This is a genomic window from Chryseobacterium sp. Chry.R1 (genome assembly GCF_039645525.1).
Lineage (GTDB): Bacteria > Bacteroidota > Bacteroidia > Flavobacteriales > Weeksellaceae > Chryseobacterium > Chryseobacterium proteolyticum.
The window spans coordinates 3,145,315-3,165,666 of sequence record NZ_CP151793.1 but is presented as its reverse complement, the minus strand read 5'-3'; the positions used below and the strand labels follow the sequence as shown (position 1 = coordinate 3,165,666).

The window sequence follows — 20,352 nt, the reverse complement described above, 5'->3', positions numbered from 1 at the left end:
AGTTATGGATAATCAATCAGATCATCACGGAATGCAACATAAAAACCATACAGGAATGTATAAACGATTTATCATGATGGCTGTTGCTATGTTTGTTGCCATGTACTTCATTATGTATTCAATGATCGACGGAATACAAAATCTCATTCCCAATATCAATAACTTTTATATGACCTTGCTTATGGTATCCGTCATGTTAATTATTGAATTATTGATCATGAAGGATATGTATAAAAACAAGAAAATCAATGGGATCATCATTGTATTTTCTCTTGCTTTAGGCATTTTTTCCTGGTTCGGAATCAGAGAACAGATTATGGTGGATGATAAAGAATTTGTAAAGGGAATGATCCCTCATCATGCGGCCGCTATTCTTATGTCTGAAAAGACAAAACTTACTGACCCGGAATTGATACAACTCCAAAAAAACATATTGGAAACCCAGGCCAATGAAATCGAACTCATGAAGCGGAAGCTGGAAGAACTCAACAAAAAATAAGGTAAAACTCATATTATAACAATTATGAAATCAAAAAAATTTAATCGTACATATACCATGAAAAATATATTCTTATCAATCAGTGCTGTCTCAATGATGGCAATTACTTTATTCTCCTGTACAAAATCACCGGATAAAAATGCGGAACAACATACGGACCATGCTTCTGCAACAGAAACACAGTCAGCTGCCCAATTAGAAAATACCAATACAGCAGAAGAAATCAACAATAAATCAAATGAAAAGACAGCTGTCAAAGACCCTGTTAACAATTTTTCTATAGATCCTTTAATCAAAGATTATTTAATTTTAAAAAATGCACTTGTTGCCGATAACGATCAAGCTGTTGCTACTGCCGGAAAACAGTTATTAGCTACCCTAGAGAAGGTAGATATGAAAACTATCCCTGCAGATAAGCATAAAGCATATATGGAAATTGCAGAAGACGCTAAAGAGAATGCGGAGCATATTGGAGATAATGCAGGAAAAATAGATCACCAAAGGGAACACATGATGTCATTAAGTAATGACATGGCTGATCTTATTGCAACATTTGGAACGACCCAAAAATTGTATCAGGATTATTGCCCGATGTTCAACGATGGAAAAGGTGCCATCTGGATCAGCGAAGCAAAAGAAATTAAAAACCCTTATTACGGTAATAAGATGCTCACTTGTGGTTCCGTAAAAAAGGAATATTAAAATGAAGATAGTACTAAAGATTTTTGCAGCTATTATGCTGCTGGTTTTTATTGCTGTACAATTTTATCAGCCTGCCCGGAATGCAGATAAAGGGCAGGTTTACAAAACCGATTTTATAAAGACCCATAAGACAATGCCCGTTGAAGTAAAAACCCTATTACAGACCTCGTGTTATGATTGTCATAGTAACAATACCAATTATCAATGGTACGATTACATACAGCCTGCACGAAGTTTAGTAGACAAGCACATTAAAGATGCAAAAGAGGATTTGAATTTTAACGAATGGGCCACTTACTCGGGTCGAAAGCAGGAAAGATTAATAAACTCAATTAAAAAACAGATTGAAACTAAAAAAATGCCAATGTCATCCTACACGCTTATGCATAAAGATGCAAAACTGAATGACCGGCAGATAAAGCTGATAACAGATTGGCTGGAAAAGCAAGAATAAGTTTCATATAAAAGAAATATACAATGAATATACCCCAAAATATCTCGTTAAAGGTACTTCTGACAGTATTTATACTCCTGTGCTCGAAGACTATTTTCGCACAAAAAGTCGTCCGTTACGAGCTATATGTAAAAGATACCATAGTTAATTACGCAGGTAAAGAAAAAAGAGCCATTGCAGTAAACGGGCAAATACCGATGCCTACATTGACCTTTACGGAAGGTGACATTGCTGAAATAGTGGTCCACAACCAGTTAAAAGAAAATACTTCACTGCACTGGCACGGAGTCTTTTTACCCAATAAGGAAGATGGTGTGCCTTTTCTCACCCAAAATCCAATAAAACCAGGTGAAACCTACACTTATCGCTTTCCAGTGATTCAAAACGGTACCCACTGGTACCATTCCCATTCAGGAATGCAGGAGCAAATTGGTATGTACGGGAGCCTCACCCTGAAAAAGCGTGAAGAGGATAAAAGATTTAGAAAAGGAATCGACGATTTGCCAACCGTTCCTGTTATTTTAAGTGAATGGACAAACCTTAATCCGGACAATATTCACAGAATGCTTCATAACGCAAATGATTGGGCAGGAATAAAAAAGAATGCAACACAATCTTATGTCGAAGCTATCAAGGAAGGTTATTTTAAAACCAAAATCGCCAATGAATGGAAGCGTATGACAGCAATGGATGTAAGTGATGTGTATTACGATAAAATATTAATGAACGGGAATAACGCTACAGATTTAAAAACCGTTGATGGTAAAACATTAAAAGCCGGCGATAAAGTAAGGTTACGAATATCAAACGGTGGTGCATCATCTTACTTTTGGCTTCGCTATGCAGGAGGAAAAATAACGGTTGTCGCCAACGATGGAAATGACGTTGAACCGGTAGAAGTCGACCGTTTGATCATTGCCGTTTCCGAGACTTATGATGTAGTTGTAACAATTCCTGAAGATGGTGTTTCTTACGAGTTTTTAGCTACTACTGAAGACAGAACCCAGTCAGCCAGTTATTACATTGGAAATGGGATAAAACAGCTTATTTCACCACATCCGAAATTAAAATATTTTGAAGGAATGAAAATGATGAACGGGATGATGAAAATGAACGGAGACCTGAATGATATGGGCATGAAAATGAGCTTAAACCAAATGGATATGAATGTCGTGATGTATCCCGAAATTACAGGAGAAGCTAAGAAAAAAGGCAAGCAAAAGGAAGAACCCAAAGAAGACCACAGCAAACATACCATGAATATGGATAATGATCCCAACCGGTATAATGCCAATGCTTTGGGTGATATTAAGACGCTAAACTATGCCATGCTACAATCTCCTTTCGATACCACGCTTCCCAAAGATGCCCCGGTGAAAGAACTCAGGTTTACGCTTACAGGAAATATGAATCGATACGTATGGAGTATGGACAATAAAGTTCTTTCCGAAACAGATAAAATTCCGGTTAAAAAAGGAGAGATCCTACGTATTACGATTTATAATAATTCCATGATGAGACACCCGATGCACCTGCATGGATTTGATTTCAGGGTGATCAATGGTAAGGGGGAAAAATCTCCTCTGAAAAATGTTCTCGATATTATGCCGATGGAAACCGATACCATCGAATTCCTGGCCAATGAAGAAGGGGACTGGTTCTTCCACTGTCATATTCTTTACCATATGATGTCCGGAATGAACAGGGTATTTGCTGTTGGTGATTATAAAAATCCTTTACTCCCAGACAAGGAAAAAGCCTATATGGCTTTGCAGATGGAAAGCAATATGCCACACTTTATGGCGCAGAATGATTTTGCTACCAATGGTAATGACGGACAGGCCATGCTGCAGAATGCAAGATGGTCTTTAGGAACGGAATGGCGTCTGGGATACAACAGCATGCACGGTTATGAGGTAGAAACTCATCTGGGCAGATATATAGGTAAAATGCAGTGGTTTATGCCATTTATTGGTTTTGACTACCGTTACCGAAAAATGGGAATCGACGAACACGAAACCAATATCTTCGGGCAAAAAAACGAAAAAGATAGCCGTAGGGCATTCAGTTTAGGTTTTATGTACACTTTACCGATGTTGGTTAATTTTCAGGCAGAAGTATATCATGATGGTATTGTGCGTCTGCAGCTCATGCGTGAAGACATTCCGATCTCCAGAAGATTGAGAGGAGACTTCATGATAAATACAGACAGGGAATATATGGCAGGGCTCAGCTATATCATCAACAAAAATATCAACATCCGAACCCATTACGATAGTGATATGGGCTTTGGAGCAGGTATTACCTTAAACTATTAAAGATGGTACTTTAAAAACAAAACGGCTCGGGAGCAAAGCTCCCGAGCCGTTTTTATTGAATGAATATATGCCTGAAATCCAGAATATTTTAACCCTTGGGGCATAATTCTTGTACGAATTGAATACACCACAAAAAAAAGTAAATATGGAAAATCAAGAAACCGTAGCAGTCCTTAACGATCTGCTGCACATCAGCAACGACCGGATTGCCGGATTTGAAAAAGTAGAAGGAAAGGTATGGGAGTCTTATCCGGACATCAAAGATGATTACGATAAGATGATCACCCAATCAAAAATCATGAAAAATGAACTGATCAATCTGATTACCGAAAAAGGAGGAACTCCCGAAGATTCACCTTCTGTTGCAGGATCACTTCACAGAACATGGATTGACATTAAAAACTCTTTTCTCATAGGGGATAAGGTAGAATCTACCCTGGAAAATGTTGCTTTTGGAGAAAAAGCGGCAATAGAAGCCTATCAACAAGCTATCGATAGCGGACACCTTTATGATAAGAGCCTGGAGACCGTAAAAGAACAACTGCACAACATAAAACAGTCCTACGCCCAGTTTAAAAAAATTGAGGATTATAAAAAAAAGGATTAACTTATAAATACTATTCAACAACTCATAAGGACCATGAAAATAGCTACGTATAATGTAAACGGAGTAAATGGGCGGCTGCCTGTTCTGCTTCGCTGGTTACAAGAAGCACAACCGGACGTGGTATGCCTCCAGGAACTGAAGGCGCCACAGGAACGTTTTCCCCTAAAAGAAATAAATGATGCAGGATATAATGCCATCTGGCATGGCCAGAAAAGCTGGAATGGAGTAGCCATACTTTCAAAAGGATATGAAATCACAGAGGTTCAGAGGGCTTTGCCAGGGGATCCGGAAGATATTCAAAGCCGCTATATTGAAGCAATCATTGATCAGATTGTTATTTGTTGTTTGTATCTCCCCAATGGCAATCCTTATCCGGGACCAAAATTCGAATATAAACTGGCATGGATCCATCGTTTGAAAAAAAGAACAGATGAGCTTATAAAAATGGACCTGCCCGCCGTTGTTATTGGTGATTTTAATATTATTCCAACGCCATTTGATGTACATAAACCCGAACGATGGGAAAATGATGCATTATATCGGATCGAAGTAAGAAAAGCTTTTGAGAAAATGCTTAAAAAAGGTTGGCTTGATTCTATCAGAACCTTGTTTCCTGAAGAAAAGATCTATACGTTCTGGGATTACCTCTACAAAGCATATGACCGCGATGCCGGAATTAGGCTTGATCACGTTCTGTTGAGCCCTTATCTATCATCCAGGTTAAAATCGGGCGGTGTTGACCGGCATGTTCGTGGCTGGGAAAAGAGCAGTGATCATGCCCCGGTGTGGATAGAATTAGAAAAAGAAGGGAAACAATAACCCTATCTTTCCTGTTATCTTTTATTCCAGGCATATTAATAATAAATCTTTTAATTTTAGTTAAAAGATTTTTCGTAATATTATAGAACGTTTTATAAAATACAAACACATGAAAAATACAAAATTATTACTGGCAGTAATGATCACTGCGACGTTTACCACTACAGGATGGGCTCAGAAAACAACTCCAAAAGTAGCAGGGGGAGATAAAGACCAACACGGGTGCATCGGTTCAGCCGGTTATACCTATTCCGTTCTAAAAGATGATTGCGTAAAACTTTTTGAAGAAAAGATACAGCTGAGAGAAGCTAATCCTCAGAAATCCTACGTTTCCAATGCTGTAGTTATCTTGAGTAAGGACAAGAAAAAGGCGGAATTGTTCCTTCCTGAATCCAAGGGAAGTATCATTCTCAACAGAACCCTTGAATACTTAAACACATCGGTGTATAAAAGTAAAAAAGGAACGTATAACCTGAATAAAGAAAAGGATAGTTATACACTCAGGAAAGGTAAGAAAATCATTTACAGTATTTAAAAAAATAAAGCCTGCCGGTCAGGCTGTTGATGACCAGAGCCCGCTATTTGTTTATAACGGGCTCTGATTTTATTTATTTTTCTTTAAGATCTTTTTTAATCTGCTTCTCAGCATTTTCAGCTTTTTTTTCCTGTGCTTCTTTCTCTTTACGCTGCTGCACTCTGGATTTTTTTTCAGCACGCCTTTCCTGGCGTATTACTTTATTCGATTTCGTATTATACAAAGCATCAACGATTCCTTGTCCGGTTTTACTGAAGATTTTTATTTTAGGTTTGTCATGGGTCCCCGTTACAACTACCGGAAAGCCGATCCATCCTCCCGGAGGAAGACCTATTCTTACCCGCAGATCCAGTAAACCGTTGAAACTTGTTGTTCCACTGATAGAAGGTCTTAGGACAGATACTTTAAAGGTGAATTTATCAACGTGGATCAGGTTATTTTTGATCACGGTTTCGATATTAACTCCTTTCATATCCGGATTATTAAAAGCGTTTGCACCAACATTATCACCAATTACCGAAAGCATCTTAAGATTTTTTACCTCTACATCCCGAAGGTTTACGATACCACCCCCTTCAAGGGACGGATAAATAGGCCTCATATTTTTATCAAAATCTCCTTTCAGTTTATAATCAAGAGACACAATCCCTTTTACATTCTTAGCAGCAGTAACCATTTCCCGGACCATATCAATTTCTTTATAAGCCCTTTGTACATCAAAATCCAGTACCTTAAGCGCAATGTCATAATTAGCCGTTAATGGAGATTCGTCCTGATAACGTGCATCAATATTCATGCGGCTTCCAATAATATCAAAAGAAGTATTTTTAAGATACACCTGACCCGTATTTACAGAAGCCAGACCTTGAAGATGATTGAGATCAAGTCCCTTAAATTCGACTTTTTTAACATGGGCTTCCAAAGAGACATCAAGGTTTTTCGGAATAATTACCACACCGCTGCTTTTAGGATTTTCAACTTTTGCATATTCCACTTCAATCGATTTATCTGCATTATCTCCATCCTTAAGTGCCATGAACTCGTCAATAAGAATATAATTGGAGTTTAACCCAAACTTTCCGTGAAGGGTCCCCTTTCTTTCAATAAAATAGTTGATGGTATTGAGCAGATATCCGTTTAATGCAAAATCCGATTTTCCATAAGTGGCCAAAAACTTTCTGAACCACATTTTCTCATTTTCAAACTGAAAATTTCCTTCTTTGATATAAAATGATTTGGGAAGATATGATGTAGTAGCCTTTATATTTTTAAGAATCAAAGTTCCTTTGTTATCCAGCTTACTGTATTGGCCGGTAGTTGCATAGCTCTGACGTCCGTTCAGGGAAAGATCCGCCATAATCAGTCCGCTTACATCAAATCCTTCTTTTGCAAAAACTTTATAGATTCTGCCCACATTCAAAACACCTTTTGCTTTAACTTTATAAAGCAGATCTTCAAAATCATGCAGATCAGCATTAACATAGACAGGATTCCCTTCAAAATCAAAACTAAAAGGATCCAATTTCACTCCAAGGCTTTTAAACGTTCCGTCTGTATTATTAATGTTGGCGATCAGGTTGATATTCTGAATAGGGTTGGGGTAATATTTCGTCTTCAGCCAACCGTCTTTTAAATGAAGATAACCCTCCGTCTTTGGGAATAATTTTTTATCCAGGCTGAAAATCCCGTTTGCCTTGATATTCGTATCCATAAGCCCACGAACATCAATATTTTTCAAACCTAATGCCTGATCAAGAGTCTGAAGATCAACAGCGCCTTTTACATCGGCATTCACCATCATTTCATTAAGTCCTTTCGTTCTTACAACCGCACGGAAATTATTATTTTTACCCAGATCAAAACTCAGATTCCTGAGATTCAGATTCATTTGTTCCGTATCTAATGAAGGAAGATCTACCATAAGATCCATATTCAGGTTGTTCATAGGAACAGGAGCTTTTCCATTGGAGACAAATCCATCTTTTACCAGCAGTCTGGCATTTAACCTTGGTTTCAGCTTTTTGGGTTCACTGAATCTTCCTTTCAGGCTGAAAAACAGATCGCTGTTTCCTTCAATTTTAGTGTCTTTTGCCCAGTCCAGATATTGCGGCGGCAGTACCGAGATCATATCGCGGATCGTTGTCTTTTCAGATGCAGCATTGATGTCGAGATTATATCCGTCCTTCAAAATACTAAGAGAACCTGTAAATTTTAAGGGCAGATCATTGATCCTTAATTCGTTTTTCCTTAATACAAAAGTTAATGCATTCGTATTGATCCGCGTAATGAGATCTGCACGCAAACTTTTTTGTTTGGCGTAATAGATTCTGTTGAGGGCAAAGTCTACTTTATTGATCTCCAGATCGGTTTGCAGATCAAAAATATCTTTGCTGAATCCACCTTTACCTGTGTAATTCAAGCCTTTGGCATCTACCAGCACTCTGGCAGAATGATCATTGTATTTGATATTCCAGTTTCTGAATTTGATAAGGTCCAGCTTTATAGATGCTCCTTCTTCTGTACTATCCTTAGGTGTTTGTGAGGGCTTGGAAACATAAACATTATAGTTGGCTTCTCCTTTACTGTTGACGAAAACATTCGCGTTGGCATCCGTTACATATATTTCATCAATCTTCACCTCACGGTCAAAGATCAGGTTTTTAAGATTGATTCCCACGGCCACTTCTCTAGCGGCAAGTAGAGTATCTTCCTGAAATGGCTTTGAACCTTTCAGGATAAGCTGATCCACAGAAACCGTTAGCGATGGGAAATGCCTGAAAAAGGAGAGGTGGGTCTTTTTATAATCCAGTTTACCCGCAAGATGTTTATTGGCAAATATTTTTACCTGCTGGGAGATAGTTCCCGGAAACAATATAGGGATGATGAACATCAGAAAAAGAATGGATGCTATAGAAATTCCCAGCCATTTCAAAACTTTCAAAATTATTTTTATAAACTTTTCCATAAAATTGCTATTATAATTTTGATTTCGATATTATTTTCCTCTTATGAGTAAATAATAATTAACAACCATCTAAAATCAAGCCATTCATCATTAAAGCATTGTTTCAAATATGTAAACCAATACTTCACTATAAAAACAACAATACATTAATAAACAAATAATTACAACAATAGATTGCAATCAAATTATAATTTATATGATCTATGAAAGTTTACAATAATTTTAACAAAAAAGTACCTCTAAGAGGTACTTTTAAATCTATAAATTCGAGAGAGTTTTAACTCTAAAACAATTTAAGTCCTACAATTCCAACTACGATCAGCAATGCAGACAACAATCTGAAGATATTAGCCGAATCCTGAAAGAATATAACCCCTACCAATAAAGTGCCTACCGCACCAATTCCTGTCCATACCGCATAGGCTGTTCCAATAGGAATGGTTTTCTGTGCATACCACAGCATAGCACCGCTGATCGTCATACAAATGACAGATAGAAAGATCCACCCGAATTTATTGCTATCAGGCTGTTGCGACATTTTGATTCCCAAAGGCCATCCGATTTCAAAAATCCCTGCAATAATTAATGCAATCCAGTTCATAATTTATTATTTTTTCATCTGTTATACTGTTCTCAAAAAGTAGGATTGGAAATATACCAATCCTACCAAACATGATTAAATTAGAATGAACCTTTCCGGCATGAAAGGATAGACTGTACAGATTTTTATTGATTCTTAACCATGTTTGCCAATCATAAAAACTGAAAACTTTGAGTAATGAAGTGTACAGCATTTTTACTTTGTAAAAGTAATAGTAAATACTAGTTTTCAACAGATTAAATAAAGTGATCTGACATAATGTGCAGGCGAAGTGTAGTTTTCAACGGATGAAACGTCACATATACATTTTACTGTAGATCTTCCTTTTTACACAATAGCAGATTTAGAGAGAATAGCTTATCTTTAGGTAGATATTTTCATTCTTAGCATTACCATGGGAAAATCAACGGAATCACTTGAGGAATTTTACAAACATAAGCTTACGCATCTTTCCAAGAGTCCAGGAAAGGACAGTGGTCTATTCAATATTTTTAGTATTGAAGAAAATATGATTAACGGAACAAGTTCACCAAGCTATATCCGGAGAAACTTTTACAAGATCATGCTTTTTAAAGGGAATAATGTATTCCATTACAGTGACAAAAGCATACCAGTTGAAGGAGATACCTTATTATTCTTTGATCCTAAAATGCCTTATACTTACGATCCTTTGAAACCCGGAAGCAGCGGATGGTTTTGTGTCTTTAAAGAAGAGTTTTTTCAGGATACCCAGCGGATCAACCTCAGGGAACTGCCTTTATTTTCAGGGGCAGACCATCCGGTATTTAAACTCAATTCCGAAGAGTCTGAAGAAATACGTATGATCTTCGAAAAAATCTATAAAGCAAATAATACAGAATACATCTACAAACATGAACTGATCAAAAGCTATATCAGTGAAGTGATCTATCTTGCCATGCAATTCCGTCCCAGTGAAGATATTTCTTTACATTCCGATTCAAATTCGCGCATTACGGCTCTATTCCACGAACTGCTCGACAGAGAGTTCCCGATAGAATCCAAAACAGACCGGTTCGAGTTAAGATCTCCGCGTACAATTGCCGAAAGGCTTTCAATCCATGTCAACTCACTCAACAGAGCTATAAAAACTGTAACAGGCCTTACAACTACGGAACACATTTTTGCTAAGCTCACTGCAGAGGCTAAATCCCTGCTAAAACATACTCAATGGAATATCGCAGAAATAAGCTATGTTCTGGGGTTTGAAGACCAGGCTCACTTTAATAATTTTTTAAAAAAACAAACGGGTATGAATCCATCTGCCTTCAGACAGGTTTGAATCTGACAAAAAATGGTTTTAATATCACAAAGTAAGGCCGGGTAACGGGATCTACCTTTGTAAAAAAAAGAAATCATGACAGGTACAAAAATCTGGTATATCACCGGAGCTTCAAAAGGGATGGGGGTTGCAGTAGCTCAACAATTATTAATTAAAGGCCATTGCGTTGCCGCTACATCCAGGTCTGTAAGCTCATTAGAACCACTTTTTCAGTATGGAGAAAAATTTCTTCCACTGGAAGTTGACCTTAAAAAAGAGAGTTCTATTGCTCAATCCCTGAAGACAACCTATGAAAAGTTTGGGAGACTGGATGTTGTGGTCAATAATGCCGGGTACGGACTTGGCGGTGCGTTGGAAGAACTTACGTCAGAGGAAATTAATGACAATTTTGAAGTTAACTTTTTTGCTGTCGTTAAAGTTATTCAGCAGGCTTTACCGTATTTAAGAGGTCAGAGATCAGGGCATATTATTAATATTTCATCTATAGCCGGCTTTGCTCCCGGAACAGGCTGGTCGATGTATAGTGCTGCAAAATTTGCAGTTAGCGGACTTTCTGAAGCGCTTTCGAATGACCTTAAACCTCTTGGCATCCATGTAACGAATGTACTTCCCGGATGGTTCCGGACAAACTTTGCCAATACAGATTCCATAGCTTATAATAAAAACAGCATAAAGGATTATGATTACCTTCGGGAGGCTCATGAAAGAATGAATACTTTGAACGGAAACCAGCCGGGAGATCCGGATAAAATAGCAGATGTATTTTTAGAAGTAGTTAATAACCCTGCACCAGCTGTCAATTTATTTTTGGGCAGCGATTCTTTCAACAGAGCTCAAAGTAAAATAGAACAGCTTTCCCAGGAAATGAGCAGATGGAAAGATATTTCTTTTTCTACAGATTTTCCCGGATAAAAAACTAAGTTATCAAGACCCTCCATAAACCAGCAAGCTTTTTATGGAGGTTGTTTTATATAAAACAGGACGGGACCATTAAAAATTTCTAAATTGCGATCATCAAACAATAACATCCAGTTCTTACAATGCTGACCGATATTATAGCAAAAGATCTCAATATTATCTTCTGTGGAATCAATCCGGGCTTAAAATCTGCGGACGATGGCCACCATTTTTCAGGCAGAAGCAATCGTTTTTGGAAGGTTCTTCATCACTCCAGTTTTACTCCCTACCAAATTGAAGCAGTACATGATACCACGATTCTGGATTTTGGATATGGTCTCACTACGGCTGTAGCAAGACCCACATCGCGGGCAGATGAGCTTTCAAAGGAGGAATTCGACCAGTCTCTTGAAATTTTTAAATCTAAAATCACAACTTTCCACCCCAAATATGTAGCTTTCTTGGGGAAGGCAGCTTATCAGGCCTTTTCTGGAAAAAAACAAATCTCATGGGGAAAACAATCCGAGGATTTCTGCGGAGCTAAAGTCTGGATATTACCAAATCCAAGTGGCCTGAACCGTGGATTTACCTTTGAAGATCTTGTTCACTCTTATTCAGAATTGTATCAGGAAATTCAAAAGTAAAAAGTACTAATATAAATCTTTATATTTTATTTGGCTTGCTTACATATTGATTGCCTTTCACAAAAAACCTCCAGGGCAGAAGGGCATCTTCCTGGGCATAAGCAACTCCTACACGTGGAGATGCTACGATATCATCAGGCGAATAACGAATACCATGATCTTCGATCCAGATTTCTTCCCCCGTCAAATCTTTTTTGTTGAATGTGCGGTCAATTCCCAGAGCTTTGGCTGCTGAACCTGGTCCGGAAGAGATTGCTGCTTTTGTAAAAGGCATATTTCTTCTTTGTTCCATAATTTCTTTTCCTACCAATGGTTCGACTGCCCTTACTAATACCGCGTGCGGCTCATCCCGTACCGAGCTTACAATATTGAAGAGATGGTGAATTCCATAGCACAGATATACATACGAAACACCTCCTTCATGATACAGTGTTTCTGTTCTGTCCGTACGCCGTCCTCCATAGGCATGGGAAGCCTTGTCAAGAGCACCGAAATAAGCTTCAGTTTCAACAATAATACCCGCCGTCACCTGATCACCGATCTGTGTGAAAAGCACTTTTCCCAAAAGATTTTGAGCGAGAAATATAACGTCCTGGTTCTGATAATAGGAGAGTGGTAGTTTCAAAACAATGGGTTTTAAAATTTAATACAACAAAATTAACGATATAAACAGCAATCTGCTAATCGTCTGTAGATTCTTAGTAGATTTGAACTTTTAAGATCCTTACCTATTCACTAAAATAAAATTAGTGCATAATAACAAGGTTAGCCGTGGAATCTGCACATTGGTTTTTAAAAGAAAATAGCTCTTAGGTTACATCTGCTATAAAAAGAAATAAAAAATCCCACATTACTGTGGGATTCTTTTTATCTAGGTCCGGGAGGACAATGTTCTTTTAAATATTGGGTAAACAATGTAGCCAGGTGAAGCGAAGTTCCTTCTCCTTCACTGATTGAGTGTGTCCTGTTAGGGTAGGACATCAGCTGGAACTGCTTGTTGTACTTGATCAGCTCATTCACATAGACCTCTGTATTCTGATAATGCACATTATCATCTCCTGTTCCGTGAACCAGCAGAAGGTTCCCTTTCAGATTTTTAGCATAAGCAAGAGGAGATCCGTTTACAAAATCTTCTCTGTTTTCCTGTGGAAGTCCCATATATCTTTCCTGGTAGATATTATCATAGAACAATTGATTAGCCACCGGAGCAATCGCTATCCCTGTCTGATAAATGTCCGGATATTGTCCCAAAAGATTCAGTGTAGAAGAACCGCCACCGCTCCAGCCCCATACGGCAACTCTGGAAGTATCAATATAAGGCCATTTTGCAAATAAAGCTTTAGCTCCCATTGCCTGATCACGGATGTTCAGCTGTCCTATTTTACGGTAAACAGATTTTCTCCACTCACGACCTCTTGGAGCCGGAGTCCCACGATTTTCAAGTGAAACATATAAATAGCCATCCTGAGCCATATCTCCGATATATAAGCCGTTCCAGCCCGTATAGAAGCTATCGGTTACGGTTTGGGCTCCAGGTTCTCCATATACTGTAAAGACGATCGGATATTTTTTATTCGGATCAAAGTTTTTAGGTTTTACCACCCATCCGTCCAGGGTAATTCCATCCTGTGTTGTAATCTGGAAAAATTCTGCCTTAGATCTCGAAGGGTCTGCTTTGGTGGAATTTTTTGCAGCTACCAGTTCTTTATGATCAGGAAGCGATATAATGGAACCATTGGAACGGGCATTAACACTGCTGTTACTAAATATCGCCAGTTTTCCATTGGATGAAATGCTGTATTTGTTAGTTCCAGGATAAGACTCAGGCGTAACCCTTTCGGATTTCCCACCGTTCATGCTCACTTTGTACAAATATTCCTGAGTGGCATTCTTTGGTGAAGCTAAAAAGTAAATCAGTTTGTTAGGAACATCAAAAAATTCCGGTTTTATCACATCAAAATCATCTTTTGTAATCAGTGTTTCTTTTCCGTTCAGGTCTATTTTATAAATGTGTCTCCATCCGTCTTTCTCAGATAACCATAAAAATTCTTTACCATTGTTGATCCAGTCCCATCCGCTCGGATCATTGTCGTTCCAACGGGATTTGATATCGATCCACGCAGGATCCGTTTCGGTATAAATGGTTTTACTGTTTCCTGAATTGGCATCGGCCACAATTACCTTACTCTGGTTTTGTTTTCTGTTCAACTGCTGTAAAATAATAGATTTGGAATCCAACACCCATTCCATTCTCGGAATATAGTTTTGCATTTCATCCCCTGCAATATTTGCTTTTTTTGAGGACTTTGAAGCCAAATCATATAACCAGATGCTACAACCAGAGGGATTTTCTCCAACTTTAGGATATTCTACGGGAATCGTAAAAGAATATAAGCTATCGGTATTATTGATCATCAGGAAGTTCTTGGTTCCACGCGCATCCAGTTTCCAATAAGCAATTTTACTTCCATCCGGAGACCATCTGAATCCATCCTGAGTCCCGAATTCTTCTTCATAGGCCCAGTCAAAAGTTCCGTTGATGATCCTGTCTGTTCCGTCATTCGTAATTTTACTGTACTTGTTGTTGGAAAGATCTTCGATGTATATGTTATGCTTAGATACATAAGCTACCTTTTTCCCGTCCGGTGAGAATTTGGCAAACATCAGGGATTCACCGGGTAATCCTTTTCCAAGCTGTGTCAGCTTTTTACTGGCTTTATCAAAAATCCAGTAATCACCACGGGTATTGTCCCGCCATACCTTCCGGGTATTGGCAAAAAGCAAAAGGCTTTTTTCATCCGGAGACACCTCGAAACTTTGTACATCCAGAGCTTCTGAACTTCCTGGTGGAATTAATTCGCTCGAACTTAAAAATGTCTGGTTCTTTCCGGGATTTAATAAATTTACGGTTTCAATTCCGTTTTTGGTAAATGAATAATAAGCATTGCCATCAGGCGTCCATTGTGTTTTTTGCGCCGCAAGAGGCGACAGACACAGGAAACACAGTGCAATGTTAATCAGTTTTTTTATGCTTCTCATATAATAATTAATTAAGATATATGTTCTTTTCTGTAATTCTCAATTTCTTCCACAGTTTTAATCAATCCGTTCCCCAGAAGTTTGTATCCCTCATTCGTAATCACGAAATCATCTTCGATACGTACGCCTCCAAAATTCCGGTATTCATTAACTTTATCGTAATTAATAAATTCTGCATTTTTATCTTCAGCCTGCCATATATCGATCAATTCAGGAATCATATAAATACCCGGTTCAACTGTTACCACGAACCCGGTTTCTAAAGATTTACCTAAACGTAAAGATTTTAGCCCAAATGTTTTTGTATCCTTTGGTTCATCTTCGGTATATCCTACATATTGTTCCCCAAGGTCTTCCATATCATGAACATCAAGCCCCATCATATGTCCTAATCCACACTGAAAAAATAGGGTATGGGCATGATTTTTTACTGCTTCTTCCGGATTTCCCTTCATTAATCCTAAATCGACAAGTCCATCTACCAGATGCCGGGACGCTTGTAAATGAATATCCCTGAATTTTACGCCTGGTTTTAAAAGACGCTGGGCATTTTCAAAAGCATTCAGAACCACCTCATAGATTTCCTTTTGCTGGGTACTGAAAGTTGTACTCACAGGAAATGTTCTGGTGAGATCCCCGGCATATCCCATTGCTGTTTCAGCTCCCGAGTCATTCAGGAAAAGATCTCCTTCTTTCAAAGTATTAAGGCGGTAGTGATTGTGCAGGATGCCTCCGTTTATCGTTACGATTGGCGGATAGGACATCTGGCATTCTTTATCTCCTGCCAGGTGCTGAATTGCATTGGCAATTTCATATTCTTTAACTCCGGGTCTTGCCATACGCATTGCCAGCAGATGCATATCATTGGATACATTTACAGCCTGTTCTATCTGAAGGATCTCTTGAGGTTCCTTTACCGAACGTTGTTTTACGATCGATTTGATCATCTCCACAGAGGGCTGTAATTCTGCTACTTTAATTCCCAAAAGATCACTTAGCAAAATTTTATTGAAAGATTGATATGGTGGAAGATAATGCACCTTCCTGTTAGCTGTTTTTGCCTTCAGAATGTATTGGGAAAGTTCCCTGTAGGGTAAAGTTTCTGATACTCCTGATTTCTGGCTTTTCTCTTTCAGTGTTTCCTGTCTTCCCATCCATACGATATCATCGATGCTCAACTCGTCGCCGAAAATAATCGTTTTATTTTCATCGATGTCAATGATAGCGGCAATGCGAGGTTCCTGAATTCCAAAATAATACAGAAAAGTACTATCCTGGCGGAAATAATAAGGATTATGTTCAAAATTGACAGGGTTCTCTATATTCCCTAAAAACAAAAGAATCCCGTTCTTTATACTGCCTTGTAATGCAGTTCGTCTATCCTGATAAGTCTGTGCTGAAAACATATGATAAATACAATTTTTTGGTAAGGTTTAAAGTTACGATTTTGTTATATTTCTAAAGGATTTGTTCACGAAAAATAAATAGCAGGTAAAGTTTGGATTTTAAAATGATATACAGTGTTTATATTTTGCTTAAATTCGACCATATTTTAACACCATATTCTTTCATTACAAAATTCTGATCCTGTATGAAAAGTCTTCAGTTTTCAGTTCCTGCTGATACCAGCAAAAGCATCCGTATTCAAGAGGATATTATGCCTAACTTCTACCCCCATTTTCATCGGCATACCGAAGTCCAGATCATGTGGATCATTGAAGGACATGGAACATTAGCCATAGAACAAAACCTTTTCGCTTTTGAAGCCGGTGATATTTTCTATATCGGAGCCAATCAGTCACATGTTTTCAAAGGTGATTTTAATAAAGGAGAAAAACAAAAAGTTCATGCCGTATCCATCTTCTTTGATCCCCATAAAAAATTATCTCCCATCTTTAACCTACCCGAATTTGAAGAGTTGAAACATTTTATGGATCACTCTGAAGTGGGCTTCCAGATCGCTTCTGAGGTAAAAGCCGAGATAAGCGTCAGCATCAACGAATTGAAAAAATCGAAGGGTATAGATCAAATTCTAAGCTTTATAAAGATCCTCACTCATTTGATGCAAAACAGAAATCTACACATTCCATTATCAGCAGAAAAAAATATGCCTGTTGAGATTTCTAATTATGATCAACGCATCATAGATGCCCAAAACTATATCAGAAAAAATTTTGCCCAGAATAAGCTGACTCTTGATCGTATTGCGAAGGAAGCATGTATGACTCCACAGGCTTTTTGCCGCTCTTTTAAAAAGAGGACCGGAATTACTTATATTGAATTCCTTAATGAATTACGGGTACAACGCGCATGCAAACTGCTGATCTCTTCCACCATGTACAATATCTCGTCAGTAGCTTTTAACAGTGGTTTTACGAGCCTGACTAATTTTAACCGGGTTTTTAAATCAATTATGAAGCATTCTCCCAAAGAATATCTTAAGCGGTACAAAGATACCATTTTGGATTAAAAAGACACCATGTTAAAATATGGTTACAATTCATTAAAATATTAACATTCATCGATTTAAAATTCCGGTAGTTTTGGAGAAAAATATAATTTGATTATGAATACAAAACTTAACTGGGAAGGTATTTATCCGGCAGTGTTGACTCCATTCACAAAAGAGGGGAATATAGATTTTGAAATGTTTGCTAAAAATACAGAAGCTCAGATTGAAGCGGGTGTCCATGGAATCATATTGGCTGGAACATTAGGAGAGGCAAGCGCTTTGGAAACAGAGGAAAAATTTGAACTATTAAAATATGCAAAGAAGATTACAGCTGGAAGAATCCCTGTCATTTTGAATCTTTCTGAGAATACTACAAAAAATGCAATCAACTTTGCAAAGAAAGCTAAAGAACTAGATGCAGATGGATTGATGTTACTTCCTCCTATGAGATATAAAGCGGACAGCCGTGAAGTCGTAGAATATTTTAAAGCCGTAGCAACTGCGACTGATCTTCCTATTCTTATTTATAATAATCCTGTTGATTACGGAATTTATGTAACTCTTGATATGTTTGAAGAGCTTATTGCTTATCCTACAATCCAGGCCGTTAAAGAATCTACAAGAGATCTGGCCAATGTTACCAGAATGATCAACCGTTTTGGCAAAAGAATTAAAATTCTTGGTGGTGTAGATACCATTTGCCTTGAAACTCTGATACTTGGTGCTGACGGTCTTGTTGCGGGTTTGGTCGATGCATTCCCTAATGAAACAATGGCAATGTATAACCATGCTAAAGCTGGAAACTATGATAAAGCAGTTACGATCTACAGATGGTTCATGCCTTTACTGGAATTGGATATTCATCCTAAACTTATTCAATACATCAAACTTGCAGCAACCGCAGAAGGGATAAGCAATCCTTATGTAAGAGCTCCAAGATTAGAACTTCAAGGCGAAGAAGCTGAAAAAATCAATACAATTATTGCAGATGGAATAGCGAATCGTCCCTCATTAGATTAATGTCATAGATACAGTTATGATTGAAGAAACATCAAAAGAAACTATTGATAGGAAAATTCAGAAGGCAACTGAGGCTTATCAGTTCCTGAAGAATTCAACGATAAAGGAACGTGCGGCGTTAATGAACGCTATAGCAGATAAAATTGAATCCCTGGGAGATGAACTTCTGGAGACAGCACATGCTGAGACTTCATTACCTATGACCAGACTTGCAGGTGAAAAAGCAAGAACAATAGGACAATGGAGAGGTTATGCTAAAGCAGTAGCAACAGGGATCTACACCGAACCAAGAATTGATCTTCCTCAACCGGATAAACAAAAAGGAGATCTGAGAAAATACAATATAGGATTGGGTCCTGTAGTGGTTTTCGGAGCCAGTAACTTTCCATTTGCATTTTCTACTGCGGGAGGAGATACTGCCAGTGCAATAGGTGCAGGAAATCCTGTTATTGTAAAAGTACATCCTGCACACCCCAAAACTTCGCAGATCATGGCAGAGGCTATAACAGAAGTGATAAAGGAACAAGAATGGCCTGAAGGTATATTCAGCGATATTACAGGAATATCCAATGATGTTGGAGCTTATTTAACTCAACATAAAGATATTAAGGCTGTTGCTTTTACCGGTTCATTTGCTGGTGGGAAAGCTTTATTTGACCTCGCCAATCAGCGCGAGGAACCTATTCCTGTATTTGCAGAAATGGGAAGCATCAATCCTGTATTTGCCTTTCAGAGCGTATCCCAAAACAGAGCAGAAGAATTAGCAAAGGAATATGCTGCTTCTTTAACATTAGGTGCAGGTCAATTCTGTACCAATCCTGGTGTATTTATAGCGTTGAAAGGAGAGGGACTGAATAGATTTGTCAATGCACTAAAAAAAGAAATTCAAGGGATTACTCCTGCCAACATGCTTCATAAAGGAATCTTTGAAAATTTTGAAAAACATAAAAGGACAGCTTCAACACAACCAGAGGTTCACCTTATTGCCGAATCTCATACGGAAGCCCAGGAATGGCAAGGACGTGCAAGTGTGATACAAACCAGCGGCAGAAACTTCATTAAAAATCATCTTTTAAGTGAAGAAGTTTTCGGGCCTTTTGGTATCGTTGTCGAATGTGAGAGTCATGAAGAAATTATTCAAATTGCTCAACAGTTAAAAGGACAGTTAACCATAACCGTAGCAGCTACAGTTGAAGATGTACGTGAAAATTCTGATGTGATTAATCTTTTAAAAGATAAATGCGGAAGATTATTATTCAACGGAATGCCAACAGGTGTTGAAGTTGTTTATGCCATGCAGCACGGAGGACCATTTCCATCTACCACAGATACCCGTTTTACATCAGTAGGACCGGATGCCGTGAAACGATTTGTCCGTCCGATCTCTTTTCAGAACTGGCCGGATGAATTTCTGCCGGAAGAATTAAAGAATGAAAATTCACTACAAATTAACAGAATTGTTGATGGAAAAATTCATTCAGGACCAATAAAATTATAACA

The 20,352-nt window shown here is 38.1% G+C and carries 18 protein-coding genes; 13 read left to right on the top strand and 5 right to left on the bottom strand.

Features of this window, described 5'->3' with window-relative positions:
• The first annotated feature begins 4 nt into the window (after nucleotides 1-4).
• The 7 genes from AAEU33_RS14355 (at nucleotide 5) to AAEU33_RS14325 (ending at nucleotide 5,934) form a co-directional block, all read left to right on the top strand.
• Nucleotides 5-499: a DUF305 domain-containing protein gene (locus tag AAEU33_RS14355; protein WP_172282580.1), complete on the top strand. Its 495-nt coding sequence runs from the start codon at nucleotides 5-7 to the stop codon at nucleotides 497-499.
• 57 nt (nucleotides 500-556) lie between these two features.
• Entirely contained in the window at nucleotides 557-1,201 is a 645-nt protein-coding gene (locus AAEU33_RS14350) for a DUF3347 domain-containing protein (protein ID WP_345988252.1), read from the top strand.
• 1 nt (nucleotide 1,202) lies between these two features.
• Nucleotides 1,203-1,655, top strand: a complete 453-nt coding sequence (locus tag AAEU33_RS14345; RefSeq protein ID WP_345988250.1) for a heme-binding domain-containing protein — start codon at nucleotides 1,203-1,205, stop codon at nucleotides 1,653-1,655.
• A 23-nt stretch (nucleotides 1,656-1,678) separates the two neighbouring features.
• Entirely contained in the window at nucleotides 1,679-3,973 is a 2,295-nt protein-coding gene (locus AAEU33_RS14340) for a multicopper oxidase domain-containing protein (RefSeq protein WP_345988248.1), read from the top strand.
• Nucleotides 3,974-4,118: 145 nt separating this feature from the next.
• Nucleotides 4,119-4,580 carry a PA2169 family four-helix-bundle protein gene (locus AAEU33_RS14335; protein WP_345988246.1) on the top strand — a complete coding sequence of 154 codons (462 nt, stop codon included), beginning with the start codon at nucleotides 4,119-4,121 and terminating at the stop codon, nucleotides 4,578-4,580.
• Between the two features lie 33 nt (nucleotides 4,581-4,613).
• Complete coding sequence (gene xth / locus AAEU33_RS14330) at nucleotides 4,614-5,399, top strand: exodeoxyribonuclease III (protein WP_345988244.1); 786 nt, start codon at nucleotides 4,614-4,616, stop codon at nucleotides 5,397-5,399.
• Between the two features lie 109 nt (nucleotides 5,400-5,508).
• On the top strand, nucleotides 5,509-5,934 hold the full coding sequence (locus tag AAEU33_RS14325) for a hypothetical protein (RefSeq protein WP_172282569.1): 426 nt from the start codon (nucleotides 5,509-5,511) through the stop codon (nucleotides 5,932-5,934).
• A 73-nt stretch (nucleotides 5,935-6,007) separates the two neighbouring features.
• On the opposite strand, the gene AAEU33_RS14320 is transcribed toward AAEU33_RS14325, so the two are convergent.
• A complete protein-coding gene (locus AAEU33_RS14320; protein ID WP_345988242.1) occupies nucleotides 6,008-8,899 on the bottom strand; it encodes an AsmA-like C-terminal region-containing protein in 2,892 nt (963 codons plus the stop codon).
• Between the two features lie 283 nt (nucleotides 8,900-9,182).
• A complete protein-coding gene (locus AAEU33_RS14315) occupies nucleotides 9,183-9,500 on the bottom strand; it encodes a multidrug efflux SMR transporter (RefSeq protein ID WP_345988240.1) in 318 nt (105 codons plus the stop codon).
• A gap of 394 nt (nucleotides 9,501-9,894) precedes the next feature.
• Between AAEU33_RS14315 and AAEU33_RS14310 the strand changes: the two genes are divergently transcribed.
• The 3 genes from AAEU33_RS14310 to mug all read left to right on the top strand — a co-directional run bounded on the left by AAEU33_RS14310 (nucleotide 9,895) and on the right by mug (nucleotide 12,341).
• Nucleotides 9,895-10,800 (top strand): AraC family transcriptional regulator, encoded by a 906-nt coding sequence (locus AAEU33_RS14310; RefSeq protein ID WP_345988238.1) that lies wholly within the window; start codon nucleotides 9,895-9,897, stop codon nucleotides 10,798-10,800.
• Nucleotides 10,801-10,875: 75 nt separating this feature from the next.
• Nucleotides 10,876-11,712: an SDR family NAD(P)-dependent oxidoreductase gene (locus tag AAEU33_RS14305; RefSeq protein ID WP_345988236.1), complete on the top strand. Its 837-nt coding sequence runs from the start codon at nucleotides 10,876-10,878 to the stop codon at nucleotides 11,710-11,712.
• Between the two features lie 128 nt (nucleotides 11,713-11,840).
• Entirely contained in the window at nucleotides 11,841-12,341 is a 501-nt protein-coding gene (mug, locus tag AAEU33_RS14300) for a G/U mismatch-specific DNA glycosylase (protein WP_345988234.1), read from the top strand.
• Nucleotides 12,342-12,360: 19 nt separating this feature from the next.
• Here the strand turns inward: mug and AAEU33_RS14295 are convergent, their stop codons facing one another.
• The 3 genes from AAEU33_RS14295 to AAEU33_RS14285 all read right to left on the bottom strand — a co-directional run bounded on the left by AAEU33_RS14295 (nucleotide 12,361) and on the right by AAEU33_RS14285 (nucleotide 16,786).
• Nucleotides 12,361-12,966: a DNA-3-methyladenine glycosylase gene (locus tag AAEU33_RS14295; RefSeq protein WP_345988232.1), complete on the bottom strand. Its 606-nt coding sequence runs from the start codon at nucleotides 12,964-12,966 to the stop codon at nucleotides 12,361-12,363.
• 242 nt (nucleotides 12,967-13,208) lie between these two features.
• Nucleotides 13,209-15,380 (bottom strand): DPP IV N-terminal domain-containing protein, encoded by a 2,172-nt coding sequence (locus AAEU33_RS14290; RefSeq protein WP_172282559.1) that lies wholly within the window; start codon nucleotides 15,378-15,380, stop codon nucleotides 13,209-13,211.
• Between the two features lie 11 nt (nucleotides 15,381-15,391).
• The gene (locus AAEU33_RS14285) at nucleotides 15,392-16,786 is read right to left on the bottom strand and encodes an aminopeptidase P family protein (RefSeq protein WP_345988229.1); all 1,395 of its coding nucleotides are present in this window, start codon (nucleotides 16,784-16,786) and stop codon (nucleotides 15,392-15,394) included.
• Between the two features lie 185 nt (nucleotides 16,787-16,971).
• Between AAEU33_RS14285 and AAEU33_RS14280 the strand changes: the two genes are divergently transcribed.
• From AAEU33_RS14280 to AAEU33_RS14270, 3 genes are all read left to right on the top strand, one after another.
• On the top strand, nucleotides 16,972-17,850 hold the full coding sequence (locus tag AAEU33_RS14280) for an AraC family transcriptional regulator (protein WP_273648097.1): 879 nt from the start codon (nucleotides 16,972-16,974) through the stop codon (nucleotides 17,848-17,850).
• A gap of 96 nt (nucleotides 17,851-17,946) precedes the next feature.
• The gene (locus AAEU33_RS14275) at nucleotides 17,947-18,852 is read left to right on the top strand and encodes a dihydrodipicolinate synthase family protein (RefSeq protein ID WP_273648098.1); all 906 of its coding nucleotides are present in this window, start codon (nucleotides 17,947-17,949) and stop codon (nucleotides 18,850-18,852) included.
• A 16-nt stretch (nucleotides 18,853-18,868) separates the two neighbouring features.
• Complete coding sequence (locus AAEU33_RS14270) at nucleotides 18,869-20,350, top strand: aldehyde dehydrogenase (NADP(+)) (protein ID WP_345988227.1); 1,482 nt, start codon at nucleotides 18,869-18,871, stop codon at nucleotides 20,348-20,350.
• Nucleotides 20,351-20,352 lie beyond the last annotated feature (2 nt).